Source organism: Chitinasiproducens palmae (assembly GCF_900095735.1).
GTDB lineage: Bacteria > Pseudomonadota > Gammaproteobacteria > Burkholderiales > Burkholderiaceae > Chitinasiproducens > Chitinasiproducens palmae.
The window spans coordinates 502,585-527,955 of the sequence record NZ_FNLO01000002.1 but is presented as its reverse complement, the minus strand read 5'-3'; the positions used below and the strand labels follow the sequence as shown (position 1 = coordinate 527,955).

24 protein-coding genes are annotated in these 25,371 nt (G+C 65.3%); 7 read left to right on the top strand and 17 right to left on the bottom strand.

Annotated features, from left to right (window positions below; genetic code table 11):
• Positions 1-5: 5 nt before the first annotated feature.
• From BLU54_RS05390 to BLU54_RS05365, 6 genes are read right to left on the bottom strand one after another with little or no spacing between them, the layout of a single operon-like run.
• The gene (locus tag BLU54_RS05390; RefSeq protein ID WP_091905747.1) at positions 6-602 is read right to left on the bottom strand and encodes a nuclear transport factor 2 family protein; all 597 of its coding nucleotides are present in this window, start codon (positions 600-602) and stop codon (positions 6-8) included.
• Positions 599-1,867: an NAD(P)/FAD-dependent oxidoreductase gene (locus BLU54_RS05385; protein ID WP_235837799.1), complete on the bottom strand. Its 1,269-nt coding sequence runs from the start codon at positions 1,865-1,867 to the stop codon at positions 599-601. Before BLU54_RS05385 ends, BLU54_RS05390 begins: the two co-directional genes overlap by 4 nt.
• On the bottom strand, positions 1,864-2,259 hold the full coding sequence (locus tag BLU54_RS05380; RefSeq protein WP_091905745.1) for a cupin domain-containing protein: 396 nt from the start codon (positions 2,257-2,259) through the stop codon (positions 1,864-1,866). Before BLU54_RS05380 ends, BLU54_RS05385 begins: the two co-directional genes overlap by 4 nt.
• Positions 2,256-2,669, bottom strand: a complete 414-nt coding sequence (locus BLU54_RS05375) for a cupin domain-containing protein (RefSeq protein WP_091905742.1) — start codon at positions 2,667-2,669, stop codon at positions 2,256-2,258. Before BLU54_RS05375 ends, BLU54_RS05380 begins: the two co-directional genes overlap by 4 nt.
• Positions 2,670-2,704: 35 nt before the next feature.
• Entirely contained in the window at positions 2,705-3,100 is a 396-nt protein-coding gene (locus BLU54_RS05370; protein WP_091905739.1) for a hypothetical protein, read from the bottom strand.
• A 3-nt stretch (positions 3,101-3,103) separates the two neighbouring features.
• Positions 3,104-4,396, bottom strand: a complete 1,293-nt coding sequence (locus tag BLU54_RS05365; RefSeq protein ID WP_091905737.1) for an aromatic ring-hydroxylating oxygenase subunit alpha — start codon at positions 4,394-4,396, stop codon at positions 3,104-3,106.
• A gap of 162 nt (positions 4,397-4,558) precedes the next feature.
• Here BLU54_RS05365 and BLU54_RS05360 point away from each other — a divergent pair, with 162 nt between their 5' ends.
• The 3 genes from BLU54_RS05360 (at position 4,559) to BLU54_RS05350 (ending at position 8,199) form a co-directional block, all read left to right on the top strand.
• The gene (locus tag BLU54_RS05360; protein ID WP_328586096.1) at positions 4,559-5,179 is read left to right on the top strand and encodes a TetR/AcrR family transcriptional regulator; all 621 of its coding nucleotides are present in this window, start codon (positions 4,559-4,561) and stop codon (positions 5,177-5,179) included.
• 430 nt (positions 5,180-5,609) lie between these two features.
• Positions 5,610-6,971: an MFS transporter gene (locus BLU54_RS05355; RefSeq protein ID WP_091905731.1), complete on the top strand. Its 1,362-nt coding sequence runs from the start codon at positions 5,610-5,612 to the stop codon at positions 6,969-6,971.
• Between the two features lie 136 nt (positions 6,972-7,107).
• Positions 7,108-8,199, top strand: coding sequence for a porin (locus BLU54_RS05350; RefSeq protein ID WP_170845030.1), 1,092 nt, complete (start codon positions 7,108-7,110; stop codon positions 8,197-8,199).
• Positions 8,200-8,304: 105 nt separating this feature from the next.
• Here the strand turns inward: BLU54_RS05350 and BLU54_RS05345 are convergent, their stop codons facing one another.
• Positions 8,305-9,900 carry an argininosuccinate lyase gene (locus tag BLU54_RS05345; protein ID WP_091905725.1) on the bottom strand — a complete coding sequence of 532 codons (1,596 nt, stop codon included), beginning with the start codon at positions 9,898-9,900 and terminating at the stop codon, positions 8,305-8,307.
• 311 nt (positions 9,901-10,211) lie between these two features.
• Positions 10,212-11,105 carry an isocitrate lyase/PEP mutase family protein gene (locus tag BLU54_RS05340; protein WP_091905722.1) on the bottom strand — a complete coding sequence of 298 codons (894 nt, stop codon included), beginning with the start codon at positions 11,103-11,105 and terminating at the stop codon, positions 10,212-10,214.
• 168 nt (positions 11,106-11,273) lie between these two features.
• Here BLU54_RS05340 and BLU54_RS05335 point away from each other — a divergent pair, with 168 nt between their 5' ends.
• The gene (locus BLU54_RS05335; RefSeq protein WP_091905718.1) at positions 11,274-13,334 is read left to right on the top strand and encodes a sigma 54-interacting transcriptional regulator; all 2,061 of its coding nucleotides are present in this window, start codon (positions 11,274-11,276) and stop codon (positions 13,332-13,334) included.
• Here BLU54_RS05335 and BLU54_RS05330 read toward each other — a convergent pair.
• From BLU54_RS05330 to BLU54_RS05315, 4 genes are all read right to left on the bottom strand, one after another.
• Complete coding sequence (locus tag BLU54_RS05330; RefSeq protein WP_091905714.1) at positions 13,316-14,092, bottom strand: AraC family transcriptional regulator; 777 nt, start codon at positions 14,090-14,092, stop codon at positions 13,316-13,318. The two genes, BLU54_RS05335 and BLU54_RS05330, sit on opposite strands and share 19 nt — an antisense overlap.
• Before the next feature lie 55 nt (positions 14,093-14,147).
• Positions 14,148-14,759, bottom strand: coding sequence for an MSMEG_1061 family FMN-dependent PPOX-type flavoprotein (locus BLU54_RS05325; protein ID WP_091905711.1), 612 nt, complete (start codon positions 14,757-14,759; stop codon positions 14,148-14,150).
• A 388-nt stretch (positions 14,760-15,147) separates the two neighbouring features.
• A complete protein-coding gene (gene fabF / locus BLU54_RS05320; RefSeq protein ID WP_091905708.1) occupies positions 15,148-16,428 on the bottom strand; it encodes a beta-ketoacyl-ACP synthase II in 1,281 nt (426 codons plus the stop codon).
• Between the two features lie 420 nt (positions 16,429-16,848).
• Complete coding sequence (locus BLU54_RS05315; protein WP_211435302.1) at positions 16,849-17,553, bottom strand: TetR/AcrR family transcriptional regulator; 705 nt, start codon at positions 17,551-17,553, stop codon at positions 16,849-16,851.
• A gap of 269 nt (positions 17,554-17,822) precedes the next feature.
• Between BLU54_RS05315 and BLU54_RS24520 the strand changes: the two genes are divergently transcribed.
• Positions 17,823-18,221: an NAD(P)H-dependent oxidoreductase gene (locus BLU54_RS24520; protein ID WP_091905704.1), complete on the top strand. Its 399-nt coding sequence runs from the start codon at positions 17,823-17,825 to the stop codon at positions 18,219-18,221.
• 426 nt (positions 18,222-18,647) lie between these two features.
• On the opposite strand, the gene speD is transcribed toward BLU54_RS24520, so the two are convergent.
• Genes speD through BLU54_RS05290 form a run of 5 tightly spaced genes read right to left on the bottom strand, consistent with a single transcriptional unit; the run spans position 18,648 to position 22,110 of the window.
• Complete coding sequence (speD, locus tag BLU54_RS05305; RefSeq protein ID WP_091905701.1) at positions 18,648-19,025, bottom strand: adenosylmethionine decarboxylase; 378 nt, start codon at positions 19,023-19,025, stop codon at positions 18,648-18,650.
• Positions 19,022-19,192, bottom strand: coding sequence for a hypothetical protein (locus BLU54_RS23615; RefSeq protein WP_170844996.1), 171 nt, complete (start codon positions 19,190-19,192; stop codon positions 19,022-19,024). Before BLU54_RS23615 ends, speD begins: the two co-directional genes overlap by 4 nt.
• Positions 19,171-20,676 (bottom strand): DUF4178 domain-containing protein, encoded by a 1,506-nt coding sequence (locus tag BLU54_RS05300; RefSeq protein WP_091905698.1) that lies wholly within the window; start codon positions 20,674-20,676, stop codon positions 19,171-19,173. The genes BLU54_RS23615 and BLU54_RS05300 overlap by 22 nt, the downstream gene beginning before the upstream one ends.
• A 10-nt stretch (positions 20,677-20,686) precedes the next feature.
• Positions 20,687-21,694, bottom strand: coding sequence for an SPFH domain-containing protein (locus tag BLU54_RS05295; RefSeq protein ID WP_091905694.1), 1,008 nt, complete (start codon positions 21,692-21,694; stop codon positions 20,687-20,689).
• 29 nt (positions 21,695-21,723) lie between these two features.
• Positions 21,724-22,110: a DUF350 domain-containing protein gene (locus tag BLU54_RS05290; protein ID WP_091905691.1), complete on the bottom strand. Its 387-nt coding sequence runs from the start codon at positions 22,108-22,110 to the stop codon at positions 21,724-21,726.
• 86 nt (positions 22,111-22,196) lie between these two features.
• On the opposite strand from BLU54_RS05290, the gene BLU54_RS05285 reads away from it, so the two are divergent.
• Entirely contained in the window at positions 22,197-23,708 is a 1,512-nt protein-coding gene (locus BLU54_RS05285; protein WP_091905688.1) for a polyamine aminopropyltransferase, read from the top strand.
• On the top strand, positions 23,708-25,330 hold the full coding sequence (locus BLU54_RS05280; protein WP_091905685.1) for an NAD(P)-binding protein: 1,623 nt from the start codon (positions 23,708-23,710) through the stop codon (positions 25,328-25,330). Before BLU54_RS05285 ends, BLU54_RS05280 begins: the two co-directional genes overlap by 1 nt.
• Positions 25,331-25,371 lie beyond the last annotated feature (41 nt).

Sequence of the window (25,371 nt, the reverse complement as noted above, 5' to 3'; positions counted from 1 at the left end):
ATGCCTCACCGGCGTGCGTCGCTTCGATTGCCGCTCAGGGCATCGAGCGCCTGGAAATTGGTCGCGAGCCTGGCCTCGTCTTCCGCCAGTGCAAGCATGTGCAATTGCTCGAAACGCATGCGTGCAATGCGCCAGTCGCCGGTCGGCTCGCGCCGGTAGTGCTCACGCGTGACGCCGCCCAGCCAGACGGCGCGCCCGTTGTCGTTGCGTATGGCGACCTGCGTCAGCCGCCAGACCGCCTCTGCGCGGTTGGTGTCGACGTCCACGCGGATCGATTCGCTGGTGTAGCAGTGCATCGCGAAGCGCCAAGGCATGCGGCGAAACCAGTCGTGAAGCGCCGGGCGGCCAGTCAGGTCGCCGCCGAATCCGTCGCCACCGGCCCACACGGCGTCATCGGTGAAGCACGCTGCCTGCAGGCCCGCGATGCGGTCGAGTTCCGCTGGTTCGCACGGTAGACCGCTGGATTGGTACTTGGCGTCGGCAAGCGCGCCGTAGTGCGCTTTCAGGGCGCGGATCTCCTCGATTGCCTCCAGACGCGCGAGCCGTGAGGCGATGTCGCCATTCGGCGTGGCGGCGGACGGTGGCAGGCTGGACAAGGTCATCGCGCGAGCTCCCGCAACGGGACGGTCGGGTCCGCGAGTCGGCCGACATCGACCGTGCCGCCGCCGGCCACCAGTTTTTCGAGATGGCGCCGCTCACGTCCCTGGTCGATCAGCACGCATGCTCCCAGGCGTTCCCCGCGGAGCAGCATGATGGCTGCCGGTCCGTCCGCGGGCGCGCCGCGTGTCACGGCGACGTCGCCGGCTTGCGGAACGCCGATCACCTGGATGTTGCGACCGTATTGGTCGGTCCACATCCATGGCGTTTCGCGATACGGCTCGATGCGGCCCATCAGGAATTCGGCGACAGCGCGGCTCTGATTCTCCGCATTGCGCCAAGTCTCCTGCCGCACGTTTCGACCGCTCGCCGGGTCTGGCGTGCAGGCCACGTCGCCGGCCGCGTACAGCCAGGGATGAAGCGTGCTCCTGCACCGTGCGTCGACGACGATGCCGTCCGGGCCGGCGATGCCGCTATCGGCGAGAAAGTCGGGCGTGCAATCAACCCCGATCGAGAGCAAGACGGCGTCCGCATCGAGCCGGAAGCCGGTGCCCTCGCGATCCTGACCAAGCACGACGAGGGCGCGCTCGCGGCCCGGTTCGATGCCATTGGTGCGGGCTTGCATGAACTGGCGCACGCCACGGGCTTGGTGCTCGCCGGCGAGCCATAGCGACACGTCGGGGGGCAGACAGCGCGCCATGATGTGCGTGCCGGCTTCGATCACGGACACCTCAGTGCCCATCGAGACCGCGGAGGCGGCGACCTCCATGCCGATCACCCCCCCGCCAATCACCACCAACCGGCGCCCGGGGCCGAGTACGCGGCGCAGCGCCAGGCTGTCTTCGATTGTGCGCAGCACATGAACCCCGTCCAACGATGCGCCAGGCACGCCGTGGCGGCGCGGGCGCCCGCCGGTGGCCACCACCAGTCGATCGAAGTCGATGGTGCGACCGTCGGCCAGGCTCAGACGGCGTGCGTCCGCATCCAGGTTGCCGACCCGCGTGCGGATGTGCGCGATGCCAGCCGCGTCCAGCGCATCGGCATGCCAGAATTCCGTGGGGCCGAGCGTCAGTGCTTCCGCTTCGAGGCTGCCGTCGAGCAACGCCTTGGACAGCGCCGGCCGCTCGTAAGGGGCGTGGACTTCGTCCCCGATCAACGAGATCGGACCGCGATGACCCAGCGCGCGCAAGTGCTGCGCGACCCGGCCACCGGCGTGCCCGGCACCGACGATCGCGACGCGCATCGCTGACTCGTCACGCGACTCGGTCATTGCGCGGCCTCCTCGTCATTGGCGTTGCTCGCGCCCGCGGTTGCAACGGCGGCGCGATACAGCACGCCTCGCGCGGACCGGCAGGCAAAGCGGCGCGCTTCGTGCGGCGGAATCAGGATCGCCTCGCCCGTTGCCAGACGGTAGTGCTCGCCAGCGGCGTCGATCTCGAATTCCCCCTCGAGCACGGCGGCCACTTCCTCGCCTCGGCTACCCTCGGCCGATTCCCGGACTTCGTCCCGCGCGAGAATCTCGATGCCCATGGTCAGCGTATTGCCGGTGACCTCGAAGCGGCCCTCCGGCCGTGCCTGATCCTGCCAGGTGTCGCCGACCGGCAGACGCTGGCAATGCTCGGCGGCCGGCGCCGCGTTCTGCTGGTTCGATGCGCTGCTCATGTCTGCCGGTCCGCCAGAGGGTAGTAGGGTTGCGGGTCGGCCTTGCCGTATTCGGCACGCGGCGGCGACACCACGTTCAGCCGCATGCTCACCCCAGCGGGCCCGTAGCGGTTGACCCCGTAGTGGCTCAGACCGGCCGGGATGATTACCGCGTCGCCCTGTTCCATCGATTGTTCGGTCTCTGTCGAACGATCGCCCGGGACTTCGAAAATCGAACACGCGCCAACGATCTGCAACGACGCTTCCTCGCCGTGATCGTGCGCCTTGGCCGGTAGATCCTTGCCTTTCGCTTCGACAAACTTGACGACTGCCACGCTCATCGTTTCGCCGAGCATGGTCTTCATGTAGAGACCGTTCTCGACCACGGTGCTGAGCCCGTCGTCTATCCTGAAAACTTGACACCGCGCCATGCTGTTCTCCTGTCTATGTGAGTCGTCGGGGCCGCTTACGGCCTTGGCTTCATCAGGAAGTCCTCGTCCGCGACGAAGCGGCGCGTGTCATAACCGTCGATCACGCCGGGCTGCTGGTAGAACTCGACCGCCGGCGCCACCTCAGCCAGCGACAGCAGCAGATACATCAGCGTCAGCGCTTCCTCGTTTTCCGAGAGGGTCGCCAGTTCGAACTGGTTGAGCCATGCGACGACTTCGTCGACCTGCGGCAGCAGCGCGTCCTTGAACGCGACGATGGCTTCCATGCCGATGGTGTAGCGTTGTGTGTTGCGTTCCGTCTCGGTCGCGAGCGCCCAATCGGCCACGAACGGCGAAAGCGCCGCGAATTGCGCCGGCAGCGGGCGCGGCGCGGCCGGTTTGCGGCTGGGTGTCAGATAGATCGGCTGTTCCATGTCTCAAGCCTCCTGAATGGCTTCGCCGGCCGCCAGCAGGCGCTCGACGACGTGATAGCTGTGCCGGACGAGAAGCTCGTTGTCCTGCAGAATCATGTGCTTCTTCGCGCCGGTCTCGGCAGCGCGCTGGGTACGTTCAAGCGTGCTGAAGTCCTCCAGCAGGACGTCGCGCAGCGCCACCTTCATGTACTCCAGGAAGAAACGACCGCCGGGCGTGGTCATCTCCGGGTAGTAGACACGCGCTTCGACCAGCGTCTTGTTATGGGCGACGGGACGGAAGTTGTACGCCTGGCAGTAGTTCGGCCGCAGCGACAGGTAGAAGTCCGGGAACACGACGTTGATGTCGAATAGCCAGTTGGGGCTGTTGGTCCAGTTCAAACCCGCCGGCAAGGATTCGAGCGGAAAGCTGTGACGGGCGCTGCCGATTCCCGCGCGCAAGGCCGCGGCGGCGATCGGCCGCTTGCTGGCGGCGTCCGACAAGGCCTGCTTGGCGGCCTCACCGCCGGACGTCACTGCCTTCGGATTGCCGTAGACCGACTTCTGGTTGCCGGCCAGCGACAGGCGACGGTGATATTCGCCGCACAGTGCGTCGAGTGGCGGCATGCTGTCGTTCTCGGACTTGTCGATGGCGTCCGCGATCGAGTTGCCATGGACATAGGCGACGTGATACGCCTCCTGGAACGCGTCGAGTGCCAGTTTCCAATTGCAGTTGACTACCGTGCTCCAGGAGAACCCCGAGGTCAGCTTCTCGAACGGATAGCCCTCGATGCCGGCGTACATCGGTTTCAGGAAATCGGCCAGCGAGACGGCCGGTTCCGGATCCATATTGACGAAGATGAAGCCCTGCCAGACCTCGCACGCGACGCGGCTCAGGCCGAACTGCTCGCGATCCAGTCCGAAGAAGCACTTCTCGTCGGGCACGCCGGTCAGGTTGCCGTCCAGGTCGTACGCCCAGCCGTGGAACTTGCAGAAGAACTTGCGGGTCTTGCCCCGCTTGTCGTAGACGATCTCGTTCAGCCGGTGCGCACAGACGTTGTGCATCGCGCGAATCTGGCCTTCGCGATTGCGCACCACGATGATCGACGTATCGCACGCCGCCAGATCGCGCACGAAATAATCGCCGGCGGTCGGGATTTCCTCGACCCGTCCGACGTGCAGCCAGGTCTTCTTGAAGATGTGCGCCTTCTCGCGTTCGAAGTACTCGGGCGAGATGTACGGTTCGACCGGAATCGGCCCGGTACCCAGTTCCGGGTACCGGGCGGTGAGCGTTCCTTCGGGGGCAGGGGACAGCAACATGTCGATGGCCTCACTAACGAATGCCGTTTAATAATGAATGACATTCTGTTTTCGACAATTTTCGATGTCAAGCGGAAAAGCCCGCGTCGTCCGCCGACCCGATGGTTGAATGATTTGCCCGTCCGCGGCCGATCAAGGCCGGAGCGGGGCGTTTGCTAAAATGTGCGCGCGCAAACATCAGTCGGGGGAGACGTGCCGCAGGTAAAAAAGGCCGATCGGCGAGAGGCCATCTTGGAGGCAGCCTTCGAGCTGTTCAGCAGCCAGGGCTACAGTAGCAGCACGATGTCCCAGATCGCACGTGCGGCGGGCATGACGGTGGCGAATCTCTACGTCTACTTCGATTCGAAGCTGTTCATCCTCTACGAGATCTATCAACCCTGGCTGTACGAGCAACTTGACGCTTTGCGCTCACGCGTCGAGGCCCTGCCGAGCGCGCGTGACAAGGTCAGGCAGATCCTCATTGGGGTTTGGCGCGACATTCCTGCCGCCGACCATTCGTTTGCCAACGCGCTGATCGAGGCGCTCGCCAGTGCGCCGCCGCAGTCGGGTAAACCCGTCAAGCTGCTGACGGCGGTCGAGGATTTCCTGACCGAGCTGCTGATGAGCGCACTGCCGCGTGCCGCGCGCGAGCGCGTTCGCGATGGCGTGCTTGCCCACATCATCTGGATGGCATTCGACGGTTTCGTCATCAACCAGCGGATTGGCGACGTGCGCGACATCGAACCGATCGCCGATCGCATGAGCGATCTCCTTCTCGGGCGCTCCGCGAACGCATCTGCTTGAGAGCCTGCGCGCGGCGCATCGCGCCTTGTAGAACGCCTGATCCGTCGTCCTCCTTCCCACGACGGAAGCGTTCATGGTTTTCCCGTATTCGCGAGATGCCAGCGCGTCGCTGGTGGCCGCACCTGCTTGGTGCGCGATCCAGCACGCGCCAATAAATAGTGGTGCAAGGGTCGTCGCGCACATGCTGCAACCCTCGGCAAACCCTGCCCGGACGAATTTTGAAAAGCTTTGACGTGCCAGAATAAATAATGGCATTCTTTATTCGTCGCCTCGACTGGTGCGTCGCCGTGGCCGACATGCTGTTCGACCCGCAGTAAGCAGTGCCTCCTCCATCAACGCGATAGCCGGTCTGAGACGGAGCACGAACTTCCCATATCAGGAAGCGTGACAGTCGCTTCAGCTGGTAGATACGTTCTACTAAATAGAAGGCATGAAACCCACATCCGCAACCAATGCGTTGCCCGGCCTGTCCCCGACGCCGCGCACCACCTACACCGTACTTCTGCTCTGTTTCCTCGCAATCGTCTCCGAGGGCTACGACGTTGGCGTCATGGGCGTCATCGTTCCGGCACTCCTGCACGATTCGCAATGGCATTTGACGCCGGTCCAGATCGGCGAAATGGGCAGTGCGGCGCTGTTCGGAACGTTGTTCGGCTCCTACTTCATCGGCTTCCTCAGCGACATGCTTGGGCGCAAGCCGCTGATGATCGGCTGCGTAGCGTTGTTTTCGCTTTCGATGATCGGGGCAGCCTGGGCGCCGTCGCCGCTGGCGTTTTCGATCGCTCGCTTCATCGGCGGGCTCGGCCTGGGTGGCGTGATTTCAGCGGCTGCGGCACTGACTGTCGAATATTCGCCCGTGGCGCGGCGCAACCTCAATTTCGCGCTGATGTATTCCGGCTATTCGCTGGGTGCGTTGCTGTCGGCGTTGATCGGCATGGCGTATCTGCCGTCGCACGGTTGGCGCTTCGTCGTTGCGCTGGGCGCGGCGCCGTTGCTGCTGGTGCCGGTGCTGATGATCTACCTGCCCGAATCGCTGCAGTTGCTGGTCGAGCGCGGCAAGACCCGTGAGGCAGGCACGCTCGCCGCGCGTCTCGGCTTGCGTGATTTCGATGCCAACGCGCTGCGCGTGGTGCGTGGTCCGTCCGAAGGATGGCTGGCATCGGTGCGTGCGATTTTCTCGCGCGGTCAGGCGTCGACGACCTTCTGTCTGTGGTTGGCGCAGATTGCCGCGGTGATGGTCATCTACGGGCTTGGCACGTGGCTGCCGCAGATCATGCGCAAGCTCGGCTACGAGCTGGGTCCCAGTCTGTCGTTTCTCGCCGTCTTCATGCTGTCATCGGCGGTCGGCGGTGTCGTGATGGGACGGGTGAGTGACCGGCTCGGCGCACGCAGGACGATCGCCGGCGGCTATGTGATTGGTGCACTCGCAATTGCGCTGTTGACGGTGCCGGGGGGAGGCCTGCTGCGCAACTACACGCTCGTCGCGCTGGCCGGGCTGGGCAGCGTCGGCGTCGCGATGGTGCAACTCGGCCATATCGCGACCTATTACGCTGCCAGCATCCGCGCCAGCGCCACGGGCTGGGCGGTGGGCGTCGGTCGCTTCGGCGCGATGGCCGGACCAATCATCGGCGGCTATCTCGCTGCGCAGAGCGTCGACGTCAAGTGGAACTTCTACGTTTTCGCTTGCGCCTCGCTCGTCGCCGGCATCGCCATCATCTCGACGCCACGGACGTCGGTAACCGTCGCGGATGCCGTCGGCAAGGACGCGCAGCTCGACACACCCGCGCACTGAGCACGGGCGCCTCGCCGCGTCGTCAGCCGCCTCGCGCAGGCACCGCCTCCGGGCGGCGATAACCAGTTTCCCTCCTGAACGATCCAACGGCAGCAAGCATCGACTTGCGCCGTGTGGCACAACGCACGTCAAAAAAATGAAAGGAATCAAGCGCAGTGCGAGAATTGCAGTGGTCGTGTCGAGCAGCGCCGTGTGGAGCGCGGCGGTTGCACAGACCAGCGCCGTGACGCTTTACGGCAGCATCGACGAAGGCATTACCTATGTGAACAATCAGGCCGGCGGCGCCGCCTGGATGACCGGGGTGGTCGCGGTGCCGGACAAGTTCGGTTTCAAGGGAACCGAGGACCTGGGCGGCGGGACGTCCGCGATCTTCCAGCTTGAAAACGGCTTCTTCTCGAATACCGGAACCTTCGCCTCGTCAGGGACGATGTTCAATCGACATGCGTGGGTAGGCTTGAGCAGCAAGCGCGCGGGTGTGCTGACTCTCGGGCGCCAGTGGGACCTGAGCAACGAGGTATTCACGCCGAATGCGAACGGCGCGGTCGAGTACAACAACTATCTGTACCATCCCGGCAACCTCGACAATTCCGCGGTGACGCCGGTCAACAATTCGATTCGCTATACGACGCCGCGCTTCGGTGGCTGGTTCGCGCAGGGCATGTATGCGTTCCGCGACACCTCGTCCGGTCAGGGCCGCTACGTTGGCGCGACCCTGCGGTATTCGGCGGGCCCGCTCGACGCCGGTTTTGTTTACAGCGATACCAACGGGCGCACCTACGCCCTCAAGACGCTGCTGGGCTATGCCTCCTTCATGGGGCAGGACTTTTCCGGCGGCGCCTCCTTTCGGGCGCGCAATACGACCATCATGGGCCTGGCGGGCACTTACCGCGTGACTCCGCGCTGGGCCGTACACGGCATCCTCGATCACGTCCGCATCGAGACGGACGTTCGTTCCACGACTGCCTACAACGCCGAGCTCGGCATCGAATGGCGCGTGACCGCCGCGAACGCGATCACGCTCGGCGGCTTCCGTGGCGGTGTGGATGGCAGGCAGTACACGACGGTCGGCATTGCCGACCTGTATCACCTGTCAGTGCGTACGATGGTCTACGCGGAGGCAACGACGCAATTTACCAGTCGTGGAACGGGCGCCACGCTGCCGTCCTTGACCAGTTCGTCGAATTCGCATCAACTTGCATTGCGCATCGGGGTGCAGCACTTCTTCTGAACCGTCTGACCAGGCGACGGCGCTGCGTTTGTCGCAGTGCGGCGCACGTGATCGCGATCGGGATAGGCCGCGACCGCGCGGTGGCAAGGTGGGACGCAGCGGCGCTCAGCGTGCGCCGCGCAGCGTATCGAAGTCCCGATCGAGGCTGGCCAGCGCACCGTCGATCGTCGCGCGTCGCGTGGCAATCCATTTGGACTGCGCGTCGATACGTGCGCGGGCTTCCGCCAGCATGCGGTTCATCTCGGCCGGCTGAGGACCGCCGCTGGTGGTCCGGTGCGCGACGATCGCGGCCGGATCCAGCGTCGCCCGCCACTCGCTCTCGCTCATTGGCAGCGTGCCGGCGTATGGCGTGTCGCGCACCGTATCGGCGTAAATGCGCTGCGCTTCAGCGTATGGGAAGTCGAGCGGCTTGATGTCGTGCGCTTTCGCGTAGCCCACGACATTCGACGCGAAGTGGTGCCCGACGCGGAAGGGCAGGTGATACTTACGCATCAGCACGTCGGCCACTTCCTGCGAGGCCGTCCAGTCGCTGTTCAGTTCCTCCAACGCCCGCTGCGGGTGCACGACCAACGCTTTCAGGACGCGGTCCCAGCGGCGCAGTGCGTCGACCGCGCTATCGACCATTGCGCTGTTGGCACGCACGTCTTTGGGATCGCTCATGCCGGGCGTGATGTTGTGCGCCTGCAGAACCACGCCATTGGCGAGCGCGATCGCGGTCGATGCCTCGCTGCGCGTGTCGTTGAGCAGGCCCGGGTTGCGTTTCTGCGGCATCGCGCTCGACACATACGTATTGCCGCCGCCTTCCTGCAGCAGGATCCAGGGCCGCGACTCCGCATATTGGGTCATGACGTCCTCGACGAAGCTGCCAGTGTGCAGCGACACGCTGGTGACCACCGCGGCGACCTCGACAGGTTCGTCGACCGACGAAATCTGCGATGCGTCATAGGCATTGTCGACCACCGCACTGAAGCCCAGGTAGCGCGCCATCCGCGCGCGGTCCAGCGGCCAACTCGATCCGTTGAGCACGGTCGTACCCATCGCGCATCGATCGACTCGCGCGTAGGCTTCGCGCAGACGCTGTGCATCGCGGTCAAGCGCGGCAGCAAATCCGAGCAGGTAGTGGCCATAGCTGTTCGGCTGCGCCGCGACGCCATTCGTGTAATTAGGAACGATGGTGCCCGCATAACGGCCCGCCAGTTCGACCAGCGTCGCCGACGTGGTGTTCAACTGCGTCGCCAGCCGAAGCAGGTCGTCGCGCAGGATCGCGGAGCGGTAGGTCGCGTGCATGTCCTGGCTCGACCGGCCGGCGTGCAGAAGCGTGACGTCCTCGCCGCCCGCCGCAATCATCAGCGGTTCGAACGTGATGACCGTGCGCGGGCGCTGGCCGCCGGGCTGGTCGCCAGCCGTCAGCACGCGCTGCAACGCGTTCGCGATGCCCGGCGCAAGCTTGGGGTCCAGCAATCCTTCGTTGGTGTTGATGACCGCACTGGCCTTGTTGATCTCCCCGAGCCAGAAGAATTCGTCCCGGCGCGCACGCGGACGCGCAGCGATTGCGTCGCTTGTGCTGGTCGATTTTGCCCGACCTGCGCCTGCGGCCGCATCGCTCGCCGCAGGCGAAACGTTCTGGGTGGTTTCCGCGGAGAAGGCCGGCGCGCCGAAGGCAAGCGCGCCGATCACCAGAACGAGGGAGGAAGATTTCATGGAGAGCCTGTGGGCAGTGGAGCAACGAAGTGCCGGGGCCGACCCGCAGGGGCCATGCCGAAGGCATCGATTGTAGCGACGCCGGCTTTCGTGCGCCTTTCCGAGCAGGCGACCGCAAGTGCCGACGCGTGTCGCCAACCGACACGGCGCGGCATGTCGGCGTCCGGGCCAAGCCACGCCGAACGCCACTCCCCCGTTGTCGATCGGCTCGTCCCGTCCGTTGGCGGGGGCGTCCAGGCCGCAACCTGCTGTCTGCCGCCATGACGACTCGGCGGCGGGCTCACCCGGCCGTGACCGCCGAGGCCACCGCTTCAGGAACCGCCTGCGGCGTATTCCTTGTCGAGCCGGTCATACAACGGCTTGTCGACCAGGCGTTGGCGCTCCCTGAACGGCACGACGATGTTCGGGTCCTCGTCGAGCCGTCCGCTGTCACGCAACAGGCCGAGCGCGCGTTGCATGCCGACGACCGCACCTTGCAGGGCCGCGTTCGCATACAGCACCAGTCCATAACCCAGTTCGCCAAGTCGCTGCCGAGACTGCACCGGCGTCTTGCCGCCGATCACGATGTTGATCAGTTGGGGTGTATCGAAAAGGGCGGGGAGCCGCTCGATGTCCTCGATCGATTCGGTCGCTTCGATGAACAGGATGTCGGCGCCTGCCTCGATGAAGCGGTGTCCGCGCTCGATCGCCGCCTCGATGCCGTGTACCGCCGCCGCGTCGGTGCGCGCCATGATCTGGAGGTTCGGATCTTCGCGTGCGTCGACCGCCGCGCGCAGCTTGCCGACCATCTCGCTTGTCTCGACCACAGCCTTGCCGGAGAAGTGGCCGCACTTCTTCGGCATCACCTGGTCTTCAAACTGGATCACGTCGGCGCCACAACGCTCGAGTGTGCGCACGGTATGCCGCACGTTCAGCGCGTTGCCAAAGCCAGTATCGGCATCGACGACCAGCGGAAGCGAAACGGCGTCGCGCACCCGCGCGGTGTGTTCGGCGATTTCATGTAAGCCGACGAAGCCGAGATCCGGCAGGCCGAGCGACATGTTGGTCACGCCAGCGCCGGTGAGATAGAGCGCTTCGAAGCCGGCATCCTCGATGATGCGCGCACTCATTGCATTGAACGCGCCCGGCATCAGGACGGCTTGGCGCGCCTGGATGCGCTCACGAAAGGCGGCGCGGCGCGCAGCGGAGGGGGAAACATAGGACATGGTCGCCTCTGGAAGTGGACACCCTTTCCATGCACCTGCCATGCCATCAACGCTATCTAAAAAATCGTTTGGATTCATGGCCTTGCTAAATCGCCGGCTTTTTCGCGTCTACCGTGGAACGTTTCCCGGCATAATCTCGGTTTATGAAACGTTCCACGGAACGCCATCATGTTCGATCATCAAACCGCCGATCGCCCCGGCGTTGCCCTCGTCAGCATCAGTCGGCTGCGCACGCTTTGTGAGACGGTGTCGCCGCGTTACGCGCATCGGGGCCGCTTCATCTCGCTGACGGAGGGTTATGGCGCTGCCGTGACGCGCCTTCGAGCGCTGGTGGCTGCGGGCGACGTAGACGTCGTCCTGGCGGCCGGGTCCAATGGTGCTTACCTGCGCGAACATCTGTCCGTGCCGGTCGTCACGGTCCGGGTCAATGGCTTCGATGTGCTGAAGGCGGTGGGCGAGGCCGCCGGTACCTGGCCGGGAGCGCCGATCGGCCTGGTGTTGCACGAGGCCGTGTCGGAAGAACTTGCGTCACTGGGCCGGTGGCTGCAAGTCACCCTGCTACAGCGTGGGTACCGCTCGATCGACGAAGTCACGCGTGCCGTCGACCATCTGGTCGCGCAAGGCTGCAAGGTCGTGATCGGGCCCGGCATGGCCTGCGATCTCGCCCAGGCAGCGGGCGTGGGCAGTGTGTTCCTGTATTCGATCGGTGCCGTGGAGGAGGCATTCGAACGCGCGCTGGAATTGGCTGTGGTGCACCGTCAACAGGAAGCGAAGCGCCACCGGCTTGACCGCATTGTCGCCCACCTGCGCGACGGTGTGGTCGCCTTCGACAGCGACCGTCGCGTCGAAGCCGTCAATCCGGCCATGCTGGAACTCCTGGGCCTGCCGGCCGGCAGCAATGCGGATGCGCGGCTGGCCGCGCATTTCGACACACTGGTCGATGAGGTCGCGCGCGAAGGCGCTCCGATCGAAGAGCGCGTGACGCGCAGCGGTGCGCGGTCGCTGATCGTCAACTGTCTGCCGATCGTCGAGCATGGCATGTTCGCGGGGGCGGTCGTTACGGCGCAGGACGGCAACGTGGTGCAGCGCATCGATCGCACGTTGCGCAGCGAGCAGCGCCAGCGACATGGCGGCGCGCGGCATGCGCTGACCGACGTGGTTGGCGCATCGCCTGCGCTGATGCGTGCCAGGACCCTTGCCGAGCATGCCGCAGCGCGAGACGTAACGGTTTTGCTAGAGGGTGAGAGCGGTACCGGCAAAGAGCTCCTGGCGCAAGGGATTCATCGGGCCAGCAGGCGCCGGCAGCAACCGTTCATCGCGTTCAACTGCGCCGCACTGCCCGAGGGGCTGATCGAGGCGGAGCTGTTCGGTCACGAGGAAGGCGCCTTTACCGGAGCGCGCCGCGGCGGCAAGCCCGGCCTGTTCGAAATGGCGGACGGCGGCACGATTTTTCTCGACGAGATCGGTGACATGCCGCTGGCCATGCAAAGCCGGCTGCTGCGCGTCTTGCAGCAGCGGGAGATCACGCGCCTTGGCGCGCTGCGCCCCACCCCGATCGACGTACGTGTCATCGCCGCGACGCATCGCGATCTCCATGCGCTGACCGACGCCGGACGGTTCCGCGCCGATCTGCTGTTCCGCCTCAACCTGCTGCCAATCCGGCTGCCCGCGCTACGCGAGCGGCGCGACGACATCCCGGCGCTGGCCGCCCATCTGCTTTCGCACGGCGACACGGCGTTGCCTGCGCCGCAGGCGGAACGCGTGCTGGCCTTCATTGCGCCGATGTTGGACGCCTACGATTGGCCGGGCAATGTACGGGAGTTGGACAACCTGCTGCAACGCGCGGCAATCCATCTCGAAAGCGGTCTCGACGACGATCGCGATCGCATGGCCGATATGGAGCGGCTCGATCGCGTCTTCCCCGAATTCGCGCGCTTTCGGCGCAAGGTGGCCGACACGCTCGCAGGCGGAACGTCGAGCGCGTCGGCATCCGACAACGCGCGTCAGGCGCCGGCCGAACACGCTCTCCCCTATGCCCCCTATGCCCCCTATGCCCCGAACGGCAAGCCGGCAGCGCCCCCGGCGCGTTCGATGCCTGACTTCGAGGCGGTGGAGAGCGCATTGGCACGCCATGGCGGCAACCGCGCGGCGGCCAGCCGCGCACTCGGCATCGGCCGAACCACGCTGTGGCGGCTGCTGCGGGAGCGGGATCAAAGCCGTTCGCGATAACGCTTCGGCGTTTCGCCGAAAGTGCGGTGGAACGCGCTGATGAAGGCGCTCGGCGACGCATAACCGAGATCGAGCGCGATGGCCGTCACCGGGCGTCCCGCCGCGAGCATTTCGAGCGAGCGCATCATGCGCGCACGCTGCCGCCACGCGCTGAACGAAAAGCCGGTCTCGCTGACGAAGCGGCGGCTCAGCGTGCGGGCGCTCACCCCGCCCCACCGTGCCCACTCGTCCAAGCCACGCTCATCTTCGGGGCGCGCGACGAGGGCCGCGGCGATCCGCAGCAAACGGGGTTCGCGCGGTAGCGGCAGGCCACAGGGCTCGACCGGCAGCGTCGCGATTTCATCCATGATCACCCCCGCCAGCCGTGTCTGTGACGGATTCAGCGGCGCAACCGGCCACGTCGCGGCGCGCACGATGGCTTCCCGCAACAACGGCGACACGCGTATCGTGCGCACCGAGGCGGGTAGCGCCGCGCAGGCGTCCTCCGCAATGTAGACGCTCCAGCCGAGGAAGGGCCCGTGCGCATGCCCCCAGTGCAGCTGCATCGGCGGCAGCCAGGTGGCATGCGTTGCCGGCATCACGTGCACCCCTTCATCGGTGCCGATCGACAGCAGGCCGCGATGAAGGCCCACGAGTTGGCCACGCCCATGGCAGTGCGCGGACGATGGCTGCACGGTTGCCTCGCTGCCCTCGGCAACGATCAGCAAAGGACCGCCCGGGTGGGCGATTACCTCGAACAATACGGCGTGATCAGGCATCGAGCGTCCGTGCAGCGCGGCGTCGGGTCCGATCGCCGGATGCCGTTCCGCAGGTTCAGTACAGGTCTGTCTTTACCGCTTTCTCGTAATGCGCATCGATGCCGGCCGCCTCTTCCGCTTTCATGCTGACCATCGCCGCCGCCATCTGCCCAACGCTTGGCACATCGTTGCGGGCCAGTCGCGAGGTGTCCGCCCATAGTCGCGCGCGATTGATCGCCTTTCCGCAATGGAACAGCACCTCGTCGACCGACACCACCATCGCGGTTTTCGGAATACGTTCGCCTTCCCTGAGGCGTTCGAGCAGCGCGGGTTCCACGGAGAGACTTGCCCGGCCATTGATGCGCATGAACACCTCGAGCCCCGGGAACAGGAACAGCATGCCCACCCGTGCGTCGCGTTCGACGTTCTTCATCGACTCGATGCGATTATTGCCCGGCCAGTCTGCAAACGCCACGGTGTGCGGGTCGAGCACATGCACGAATCCCGGCGCGCCACCACGCGGCGATGCGTCGAGTCCGTTGTCGCTGCCGGTGGCGAGGCAGAAGAAGGTGGCTACCTTGAGATACGCTTCGTGGAAGCCGATCAAATGATCGAGCACGCCCTGCTGGATGCGTTCCGCAGGAGGGTTGTAAAGTGCGGCAAGGTCGGGAGCGTCGTGGCCTGTCATGAATGTCTCCGCGTCGACTGATCGATTGCGTCGGTGCGACGCATCGTCGGAAGCGCTTGCAGTCGCTGGCAAGCCGACACTATAGGACGCGGAGAATGGCATGTGTGCATCCGAAGCGCCATGCAATGTCGCACAGGCGCCAAGTTTCGGCTCAAGCGGGCCGGTGGCTGCCCTGACTGCGGCGGCTCGGCCGGCGCCAGTGCGACGGCCCGAAGCTGGCGTGGAGCGCATGTGTTCGCACGCCGATCCAGTCCATCGGCGCTGGACGGCCGCCGCCATGGTCAGCGCGCTGCGATGCGGCCCGCCGCCGATCACGACGCAGCGTGGCGATCGCACAGCGATCCGAACGTGCATGTCAGCAAGCGGACGATTCACCCGCGCCGGTCTCTCAAGATCGCGGCCAACGCTTGAAGATCACGCTCGCATTCACGCCACCGAAACCGAAACCGTTCGAAATCGCATAGTCGAACTCCCACTGCCGGCTGACGGGGCCGACGATGTCAAGCCCATCCGCCAACGGATCGGGTTCGACGAGATTGAGCGTGGGCGGCACGATCTGGTCGCGCAGCGCCATGATGGTGAAGATCGCCTCCACGCCGCCTGCGGCACCCAGCATATGGCCGGTTGCCGACTTGGTTGCGCTGATCGCGAGCTCGGGGGCCGGACCGAATACAGTCCTGATTGCCGCCAGTTCGCCACGATCTCCGACTGGCGTCGACGTGGCGTGAGCATTGAGATGCCTGATCGCACGCGCCGGAACGCCCGCCTGTGACAGGGCAGCGTGCATTGCCCGGGCCGCGCCCTCGCCACTGTCAGGGCCAGCGGTCAGGTGGTACGCGTCCGCGGCGGTGCCATAACCGACGAGTTCGGCCAGCGGTGCAGCGCCGCGGTTCAACGCATGCTCCAATGACTCGATCACAAGGACGCCGGCACCTTCGCCCATCACGAATCCGTCGCGATGGCTGTCGAAGGGGCGGGATGCGGCTTGCGGCGTGTCATTGAAGCCGGTGGACAAGGCCTTCGCCGCCGCGAAGCTGCCCAGACTGACGCGGTCGATTGCCGACTCGGTGCCGCCGCAGACGGCAATGTCGGCTTCCCCGGCTCGAATGAGGCGAGCCGCATCGCCGATGGCCTGCACGCTGGCCGCACAGGCGGTGGCGGGCGCGCCCAATGGACCCCGGAAGCCGTGCCGGATCGATACCCAGCCCGCCGCCATGTTCGATAGAAAAGAAGGCACGGTAAAAGGCGACAGGCGTTGCGCACCCCGTTCGTCGGTGGTTCGAACAGCGCGGGCTATGGCGGGAAAGCCGCCTATGCCGGACGCGATTACGGTTGCGGTACGCGCGCGCTCGATCTCGGAACTTGGAAACCAACGGGCCTGGGCAACCGCGTGTGCCGACGCGCCGAGCGCAACGGCGATGAAGCGGTCCATCTTCTTCAGATCCTTCGTCGATACATGCGCGTCCTCGTCGAACCCCGACGGTTCGTCGCGGTCGGGGACGAGCCCCGCCACTTGGCATCTAACATCGGGCGCCAGATCGGCCGCGAGCCGTCGCACGCCGCTTTCGGAAGCCAGCAAGCGACGCCAGGTCGGGCCCACGCCGCAGCCAAGAGGAGAAACGATTCCGGTACCGGTGACCACGATGCGCAAGCGATCAGGAATATGCATGTTGAGCCAGACTGACTGTTGACGATGAAAGGGACCAACGTTGTTTTCAAGCGAACACGTCGATGACGGGGCGTCTTGCCAAATCCAAACGAATCACGCCGATGCAGCGACCGAATGCGGCAGTGATGGCGGCGTCGCGCGGGATCATCCGATGTCCGCCTGCAAGAGCCGCCTTGTTCCTGCAATGGCGCGGAGCAAGGTCTCATCGCGAAGCACTTTGAACGACGAAATGAGATTAGCAGTGCGTAAAGAGTAGAAAACGAAGATTGACGGGCATGCGGGATCCACCGGTGCAAGGCCGGCACCGACGGGAATCATTTGTCGCATGCGCCATCGAGTCGCCGTCGGGCAGACATCACAACTGCGCGACGTTTCCGGCAGCGGCGAAACGCTGTAGCGACGCATCGAACAAGGTCCCGCTCACGCTTCCAGTCCAAACTGCCGGCGAACGGCGGCGCGGGTTTGCTTCAGGAGCGCATCGGAATGCTTCCGGCTCTGAAGGGTTCGTGCGAGGATCACTGCCCCGATCATTTGCGCGAGGGCCGTATTTGCGTCGCTTTCCGGGTCGTGCCGCCCGAGTCTTTCCAGATGGCCCCGAACGAGCCGAACCATCCCTTCGATGCCTTGAGAGAGGCGCTTACGTATATCGTCACCGAGACGTGGACTGTCGCCAGTAAGGAAGGGCAGCGGACAGCTTGCCGTGCGCATGTCGCGATGGTCGGGCGAAAGATAGAAGTCGATGAAGGCATTGAGCGTGTCTTCCGCGCACTGGTCCTGGGCACCGCGCAGGATGTCGACAGGACTATCGTCGAACATCTGCTCCACCGCCGCCAGGACGAATGCGTCCTTGGAACCGAAGTGGGCGTAGAAGCCGCCATGTGTCAGGCCCGCATCGCGCATGACACTGGCCAGTGCTATTCCATGGGGTCCCCGTTCACGTATCTGCTGTGCGGCGGCCTGCAGCATACGGTCACGCGTGGCCTGCTTATGATTGGCGTCGTATCTCACGGCTGCATCTCGAACTCGCTTATAGAAAGTGTGGAATCGTTGGGCGCTGCGGAACCGATCCGCGTGGCATGCGGACGCGCAGCGAATCACATCGCCCGTCCATTGAATGATGGCCATCATATCATAAGGTATGATGGCCATCATTCAATGGACGGTGGCGCGAAGGCTGACTCTCTGCCTTTTGAAAAGGGCAGTAAAACGTGCGCTGGGCATGACAGCCCGCCGCCGCCTCGACCGCGAAGAGGTGTCGAGCCATTGACTGAGCATGCCGCGGCAGTCATCGGTGTAGGCTTCCACAGTCTTTTAATTCCCCGGGTGGTGATCGCCGGTAGGACTTCCGGCACGAATCAAATAGCGCGCCGGAAGTTCTTCTTCGCGACAGGCGAATCATCCTGACCATCGCTCGTGGCGGCGTCTACGGCGCGGGCTCGCCGATTGAGCATCGGCAACACGCGGAAAGTTATCTTCGTACCGTGTTCGGCTTCGTGGGCGTTCCGAACGTCGAGGCCATCGCTACGAAAGGCATCGCGCTTGGTACGGAACAGCGTGGCCAAGCGATCGCCCAAGCCGATGCGCGCAGTGCGGCGCTGCTGCAGTGGGCACGGACCTACCGCACACGTGACGGCTCAAGTTCGTTTGCCGCGCATGCGGCCATCTTTGCGTCTTTCTCAGGCGACAAGGAACGTCTGATGACGCGCGAGCAGGTGAGCGCCTTTGCGGAGCGTGCGGGTCGACATCGTGTGCAAACACGGCCCGAGCGGGCGCCCGCGTCGCGCGATGCCTGAGAGGCGGCCGCACTGGGTGTTTGGATCGTTCGCATCGTTTTTGCATCCTGTCCGCGCCCTGTTCGCGTCGGCCGGCCGCCTTCGACGTGAACGTGCGGAAGCGGCGACGGCCGATGTCCCTCGCTGCATGACGTGGCGTACCGCTCAGGGGCATGAAGTCGATGCCGCAACATGGGCTGCGGTTCGACAGTCACGCTGAGATTGCCGTGGAGAGGGGCTTGGTCCACGCGGCAGACGACCGCCGTCGTCGACGGCGGTCGTTGCACGCTTCCCACGTCTGGCCCCTGAGGGCATTTGCAGCACGGCGGCAAGGCCGCGCCTGGCCGTGAGGGAAGCGAGTTGAACGCGTCCGCGTCGCAGCGGGTCGGTGCCGATCGCTCGCGCCGTGCCGGACAGCGCGGCAACGAACCCAGGGTCGAATTGGCGTCAGGCGAGCGACGGCAGCGGTGCGCCCCGTGCGACCGTCGTCAGTGCCACGTGCGCCGGCGCGAAGGCTGCCGTCACATGATCCAGCGCCCGTTCCGGTTGAGCGGTGCCGCACATGAAGATGTCCAGCGCCGCGAAGCCGTGCTCGGGCCAGGTGTGAATGCTGAGGTGCGACTCGCCCAGCACGACGACGCCGGTTACGCCGGCCTGGCCGCCAAAATGGTGGAAATGCGCGCTGAGTACCCGCGCGCCGGCGGCTCGCGCGGCTGCGACGAGCAGGGCTTCGATGCCAGTGGCATCCCGCAGCGTCACGGCGTCGATGCCATGCAGGTCGGCCAACAGGTGACGGCCCGACGCCACTGATTGGTACGTGCTCATTTGTGCGAGCCGCTCGAGGACCAGCCCGATCGACCGGAAGTCGAGCCGCCCCAGCCGGAGCCGCCGGACCGGGTGCTGGAGAGTTCGGTCTTCGTGACGGCGCTGACGATGATGACCAGATAGATGATGTACAGAATCCGGCCGATCATGGTTTCGAGCCCTTCCACAGCAGTCTGAGCGCAACCAGGGGCATCCAGATGAAGAACAGCCCCAGCAGCACGCGGATGAACCCGCTCCCAAAAAGGTTGCCGCTATTCATGAACAGCAGCGCCAACGAGGCGATCCACGCCGGACCGGTCAGGTTGCTGTTGCCGCTCGTCACGCGGGTCGCGCGGGTCTTGCGGCCTGCCTTCGCCAATTCCGGGCGCTTGAACCATTCGGCCAGCTGCGCCGGTTGGATGTCGTCCGACGCTGACCAGCCGAGTTCGCTGTCGGTCTGCTCGCGCGTGAGCATGTTCGGGGCCTTGCCGTTACCCGCGGCGTAGTCGGTTACCCGGCTCGTGTAGCCTTGGCGCACGCGCCAGTTGAAGGCGCCGAGCGCGACCTGTACGGTCGACGTGTATTCCTCTTTCCTGGTGTACCGCCGGTCGTTCAGCAGCACGGTGTTGCCCGTTTTCGGAAGCAGCGGCCAGCGATCGCACACGCGCGCGCGGCTCCACCCGTCGTCGGTCTCGACCAGCCAGAGAAATCCCGCCTGCGGACTGTGCAGAAGATATTCGATCCAAACATAGGGTTTTTCGGGATCGGAGTCCGTGCAGCGCATCAGGCCGATCAGCGTGTAGGCAACGCCGTCGATCACGGCTTTCTCACCCAGCGCCAGCGTGGTCTTGAAGGCCGCCACCTTGCGCTGCTTCGCGATGACTATGGCGGTGTCGCCGCTGCAGTCCACGACGGCCTGGCATGACGGGCAGTTCACCTGCGTCGCCAGGGCCGCCGCAAAGGAAATGGGCGCGCCGCAGTTCGGACAGTCGAGCGCCTGGATCCGCCCTTGGAACACCCCGGCTGTCTCTTCGATCAGGTGCGCGGGGCGCAGCGAGCCACGCTGCAGGGCATCCAACCCGATGGCTTTGCCGAGATAGACGGCGGGTGTATCGCCGTCGGAATAGTCCAGCGTGAGGAATTGGTCGGCGGCGCGGTAATCCGCGACGCGGGCCTCCCAGCCCGCTTCGCCAACGGCGAACGGCAATTCTCCTTGCCCGCCGGTGCTGCGGCAGGTGCGCACGTCGGCCGCGGCGAAGAGGCGGCCCCGCAGGCTGAGCGTCTGACCGGGCTGGATGTCGCCGAAGGTCGGTAGGCGCGAGCTGATCTTCGTGGCGTCGCATGCTCGTGTAACGGCGTACTGGCCGGACGCATCGGAGAGCCAGCCACCCTGGCCATCGTCGAACCACAGGTACCATTCGTTCCAGAAACCGTCGTCATAGCGCAGTTGCAGGCGGCCGACGACGTCGAAGCGCTTGCCCTCGAATCGGCCGGTGGTGCCGATCTGGATTGGCGAGTAGTCTTCCAGCACCTCGGACATGGTGCCGATGCGGCGCACGGCGTCGGCGTCCTTCAGCAGGGTGCTGCGGCATGCGCCGCACACCGCCATCACCGAGGCAGCCGACTGGAACTTGACTGGCGCGCCGCACTGGGGACACAGGATCTGCTGCATGGGCGTCGTGTCAGCCGCCCGTGAGCTGCTTGAGCACTGCCGCCTTGGCCGCGTCGTAATCCTGCTGCGTGATCAGGCTCTGGTCCAGCAGGCTCTTAAGTTGCATCAACCGCTGGCTCGGGTCGCCGGCGGCCGCCGACGGTGCCGCCGCGCCCGGGGCCGCGCCGGCCAGACCGCTCGCCATGGTTTGGCCGAGCGCGGCGCCTGCCGCGAGACCCGCACCGACGCCGGCGATGCCGCCTTCATTGGCCGCGGCAATGGGGATCGACGACGCCGTCTGATATTGCGTGTACTTGCCCATGTCGCCAACGATACCCATCGAGATGCGGGTATCCAGCGTCTTCTGCAGTTCTTCCGGCAGCGAGACGTTCTCGACCGTGAAGTTGTCGAGCTCGACACCGTAGCGGGTGAAGACCGGCTTGAGGGCCTGCGCGATGTTCTGGGACATCAGCCCCTGGTTGGCCGCCATGTCCAGAAACGGCACTTGCGAACCACCCAGCGTGGTGCTGATCGACGCCACCACCATGTTGCGCAGCTGTTCTTCGAGTTCGTCGACCGTATAGGTGGCGCGCGTGCCGCTGACCTCGCGATAGAACAGCGCCGGGTCTGCGATGCGGTACGAATAGATGCCATAGCCGCGCAGCCGCACCATGCCGAACTCGCTGTCGCGCACGGTGACCGGCTGAGCCGTGCCCCAACGGCGGCCCAGTTGCAGCCGCGTGCTGAAAAACACCACATCCGACTTGAACGGCGACTCGAACAGCTTGTCCCAATTCTTCAGGTAGGTGAGGACCGGCAGCGTCTGCGTGGTGAGCTTGTACATGCCGGGCCCGAACACGTCGGCGACCTTGCCTTCGTTGATGAACACCGCCATCTGCGATTCGCGCACGGTCAGACTGGCGCCGTACTGGATCTCGAAGCCGTCCATCGGATGACGCCAGGCGAGCACGCCGTCGGTCTCTTCGTTCCACTGGAGAACGTCGATGAACTGCTTGCGGATGAAGGATCCCAGGCTCATGGTGGTTCCTGTTCGGTCTCGTGTTCTGGTCAGGTCAGGCAGGCCGCATTGACGATGCCGACCGCCAGCGCGATGCCGCCCATCAGCCCACCCATCGCGACGTTGTTGTCGTGAATGGCCTCGTTCATGCCGCGGATGACGCGCGATATCACCACGTAGACCAGTACCTGGGTGACCATCGCGCCGAGCGCCCACACGATGAACATCTGCCAGGTGGCATGCGAGGCGATGCTGGAGAACAGCGTGAGGCTGAAGCCGACCAGCGCGCCACAGCACGACAGGGCGGCTGCGCTGTTGCCTTCACGGATCAAAGTCATTTCGTCGAAGCGCGTGATGCGTGCGTACACGAGCGCGAAAATGCCCAGCAATGCGAGGGCCGAGACCAGGTAGATCAGGTAAGCGTAGGCTTGCTGCATGAGGCTTCCATGGGGCACGCGAAGTCGACAGTATAAGCACGAGCGTCCGATATACTGCCACCGTTTCATTTCCCCGGGAAGATTCCATGCGCGAACGCGCGCTGATACTGTCGGTATTGATCGTCGCCTCGTGTGGCCTGGGTTACGAGTTGATCGGCAGCGCCCTGTCCAGCTATTTGCTGGGCGACTCGGTATTGCAGTTCTCGACCGTCATCGGCTGCTACCTGTTCGCGATGGGCGTGGGCTCGTGGCTGTCGCGCTTCGTACGCGACGAAGACGTACTGGACCGTTTCGTCGACGTGGAGCTGCTGGTAGGGCTGCTGGGCGGCATGTCGGCCGCGATCCTGTTCGTGGCCTTCGCGTGGCTGGCAGTGCCGTTTCGCAGTTCGCTGTACGTCACCATCTTCGCGATCGGCATGATGGTCGGGATGGAAATTCCGCTCGTCATGCGCATCTTCAATCGCCAGCGCACTGAGTTTCGTGAACTCGTCAGCCGTGTGCTGGCCTTCGACTATCTTGGCGCGCTGGCGGTGTCGTTGGTCTTTCCGCTGCTGTTGGCCCCGCGCCTCGGGCTGCTGCGCACCAGTTTCCTGTTTGGCATGCTGAACGCGTGCGTGGCCTTGTGGGTGACGCATCTGTTTCGCGCCGACCTGCGGCGGCCCAGGGAGCAGGCGCTGCGCGCCGCGCTTGTGTTGGGCTTGCTGGGCACAGGCTTCGTGTTCTCGAACCAGTTGACCAGTTGGGCCGAAAAGGGGCTGTATGGCGACGAAATCATTCATGCCGAGACCACGCCCTATCAGCGCCTGGCGGTGACGCGATGGCACGACGATCTGCGACTGCACATCAACGGCAATCTGCAGTTCTCCTCGCGTGATGAGCATCGGTATCACGAGGCGCTGGTGCACCCGGGCCTCGCTGCCCTGCCGTGGGCGCGCAACGTCCTGGTCCTGGGCGGCGGCGACGGGTTGGCGGTGCGCGAGATCCTGAAGCATCCGAACGTGGCGCATGTCACGCTCGTCGACCTCGACCCGGCCATGACGCGGCTGTTCTCGACATCGCAGCCATTGCTTGCGTTGAACAAGGGGTCGCTGACGGACCCACGGGTGCGCGTGATCAACGCCGACGCGGGGCGCTGGCTGGAAGAAAACACGGACATGTTCGACTTCATCGTCGTCGACTTCCCCGATCCGACCAACTTTGGCCTGGGCCGCCTGTATTCCGTGCCGGTGTATCGCCTGATGGCGCGCCATCTCGCCGAGCAGGGCTATATGGTGGTGCAGTCGACTTCGCCATACTTCGCGCCGCGCTCGTTCTGGAGCATCGCTGCCACGTTGCGGGAAGCCGGCTTCCATACCTGGCCGTATCACTGCTACGTTCCGTCGTTCGGCGACTGGGGCTTCGTGCTGGCGGGCAAGCGGAGCGACTACACGGTGCCGCGCGCGGTGAGGGTGCCGACGCGCTATCTGGACCCTGCCACGATGGCCGAGCTGTTCCACTTTCCGGCGGACATGCAGCCCTTGTCGATGCCGGCCAACCGTCTGAACGAACAGTCGCTGGTGCGCTATTTCGACGAAGACTGGCGCAAGGTCATTCGCTGATGCGCCGGCGCGCGTTCCTGCTTGGCACCGCCGCCTCGGCCGCCGCCGCGGGCCTGGGCGCCGCGTGGCACGGCGGCATGCGCGAGGTCACGCCGACGATTGCGTACCCCGGCATGCGTGAAGGACACGGGCTGCGCGATGGCGCGGCGCTGCCCACGCCGTCCGGTGAGCGCGAGGTCGGCGTGGCGATCCTTGGCGCGGGCGTGGGCGGGCTGTCGTGCGCCTGGCGGCTGGCCCGCGCGGGCTTCCACGATTTCGTGGTGGTGCAGGGGCCCGAGTTCGGCGGCAATGCCTCGGGAGGCGGCCACGGCGAACTGGCCTATCCGCGCGGCGCGCATTATCTGCCGCTGCCGTCATTGGCCAGCACGCACGTGCGCGAGATGTTGGCCGAGTTCGGCGTCATCCTGGAGGGCGCGCAGCAGGCACGGCCCTACTACGATGAAGCGGTGATCGTGCATGGCCTGGACGAGCGCCTGCTGCGAGATGGACGCTGGGAGGACGGCCTGGTGCCGCGCGGCGCGACATCCGCCGAGCAGGCGCAGCACGACGCCTTCTTCCGCTATGTGAACGCGCAGCGCAGCGCACTCGGTGCCGATGGCCGCAAGATCTTCAGCATTCCGCTGGCCCTGTCTTCGCGCGATCCCGAGTGGCTCGCGTTGGACAGGATCACCTTCAAGCAATGGCTGCAGCAACAGGGTTATACGTCGCCTGGACTGCACTGGTATCTCGATTATTGCTGCCGCGACGATTATGGCGCTTCGTACGAACGCGTGTCGGCTTGGGCGGGATTGCATTACTTCTGCGCGCGCGACGGGCACGCGGACAACGCGCCCGACGGCGCGGTGATGACCTGGCCCGACGGCCTGGCGCCGCTGGCGCGGCAACTGCGGGACGCGGTCACGCGCCGCCTGGGCCACGCGAAGTGGCTGTTGCCGGGATTCGCATCTCGCGTGGACGAGCGCGCCGCGGACGCGGTGCGCGTGCTGGTGTCCGACCCGTCGGGCGCGGCCGGCACGCTGTGCGCGCGGCGGGCCGTGTGCGCGATGCCGCTGTTCGTGGCGTCGCGGGTGCTGGACCTGTCGCGCCATGGCTTCGATTCACAGCGTCACCAGCCCGAGCATGCGGCGTGGCTGGTCTCGAATTTCTCGCTCGCCGGGTACCCTGCGGAGGCCGAGGGCGCGCCGCTCGCCTGGGACAACGTCGTGTACGGCGGTGCGGCACTGGGCTACGTGGTTTCCACCCATCAGTTGCTGCGCGTCGCGCCGTCACCGCGCACGGTGTTCACCGCCTACGAAGCGCTGTCGCATCTTTCGCCCCAAGCCGCCCGCCAGTGGCTCGCGGCAGCCAGCCCCGATGCGCTGCGCGAGCGCGCCGCCGCCGACCTGCTGGCGGCATATGGCGCCACGCTCTGGCGGCACGCAACAGGGCTGGAGATCACGGTGCGCGGCCACGCGATGGCCACGCCCACGCCCGGCTTTCTGTCCAACGATGGCCTCGCCGCGCTGCGCGCGGCCGACGGCCGTGTGTTGTTTGCCCACGCCGACCTGTCCGGCTATTCGGTGTTCGAGGAAGCGTCCTGGTGGGGCGTGCGCGCGGCGGCGCGGATCCTCGGCGAGGAATGAGGCGGTGGGCGGCGGTGCCTGCAGGAATCGCGGCGCGGGCC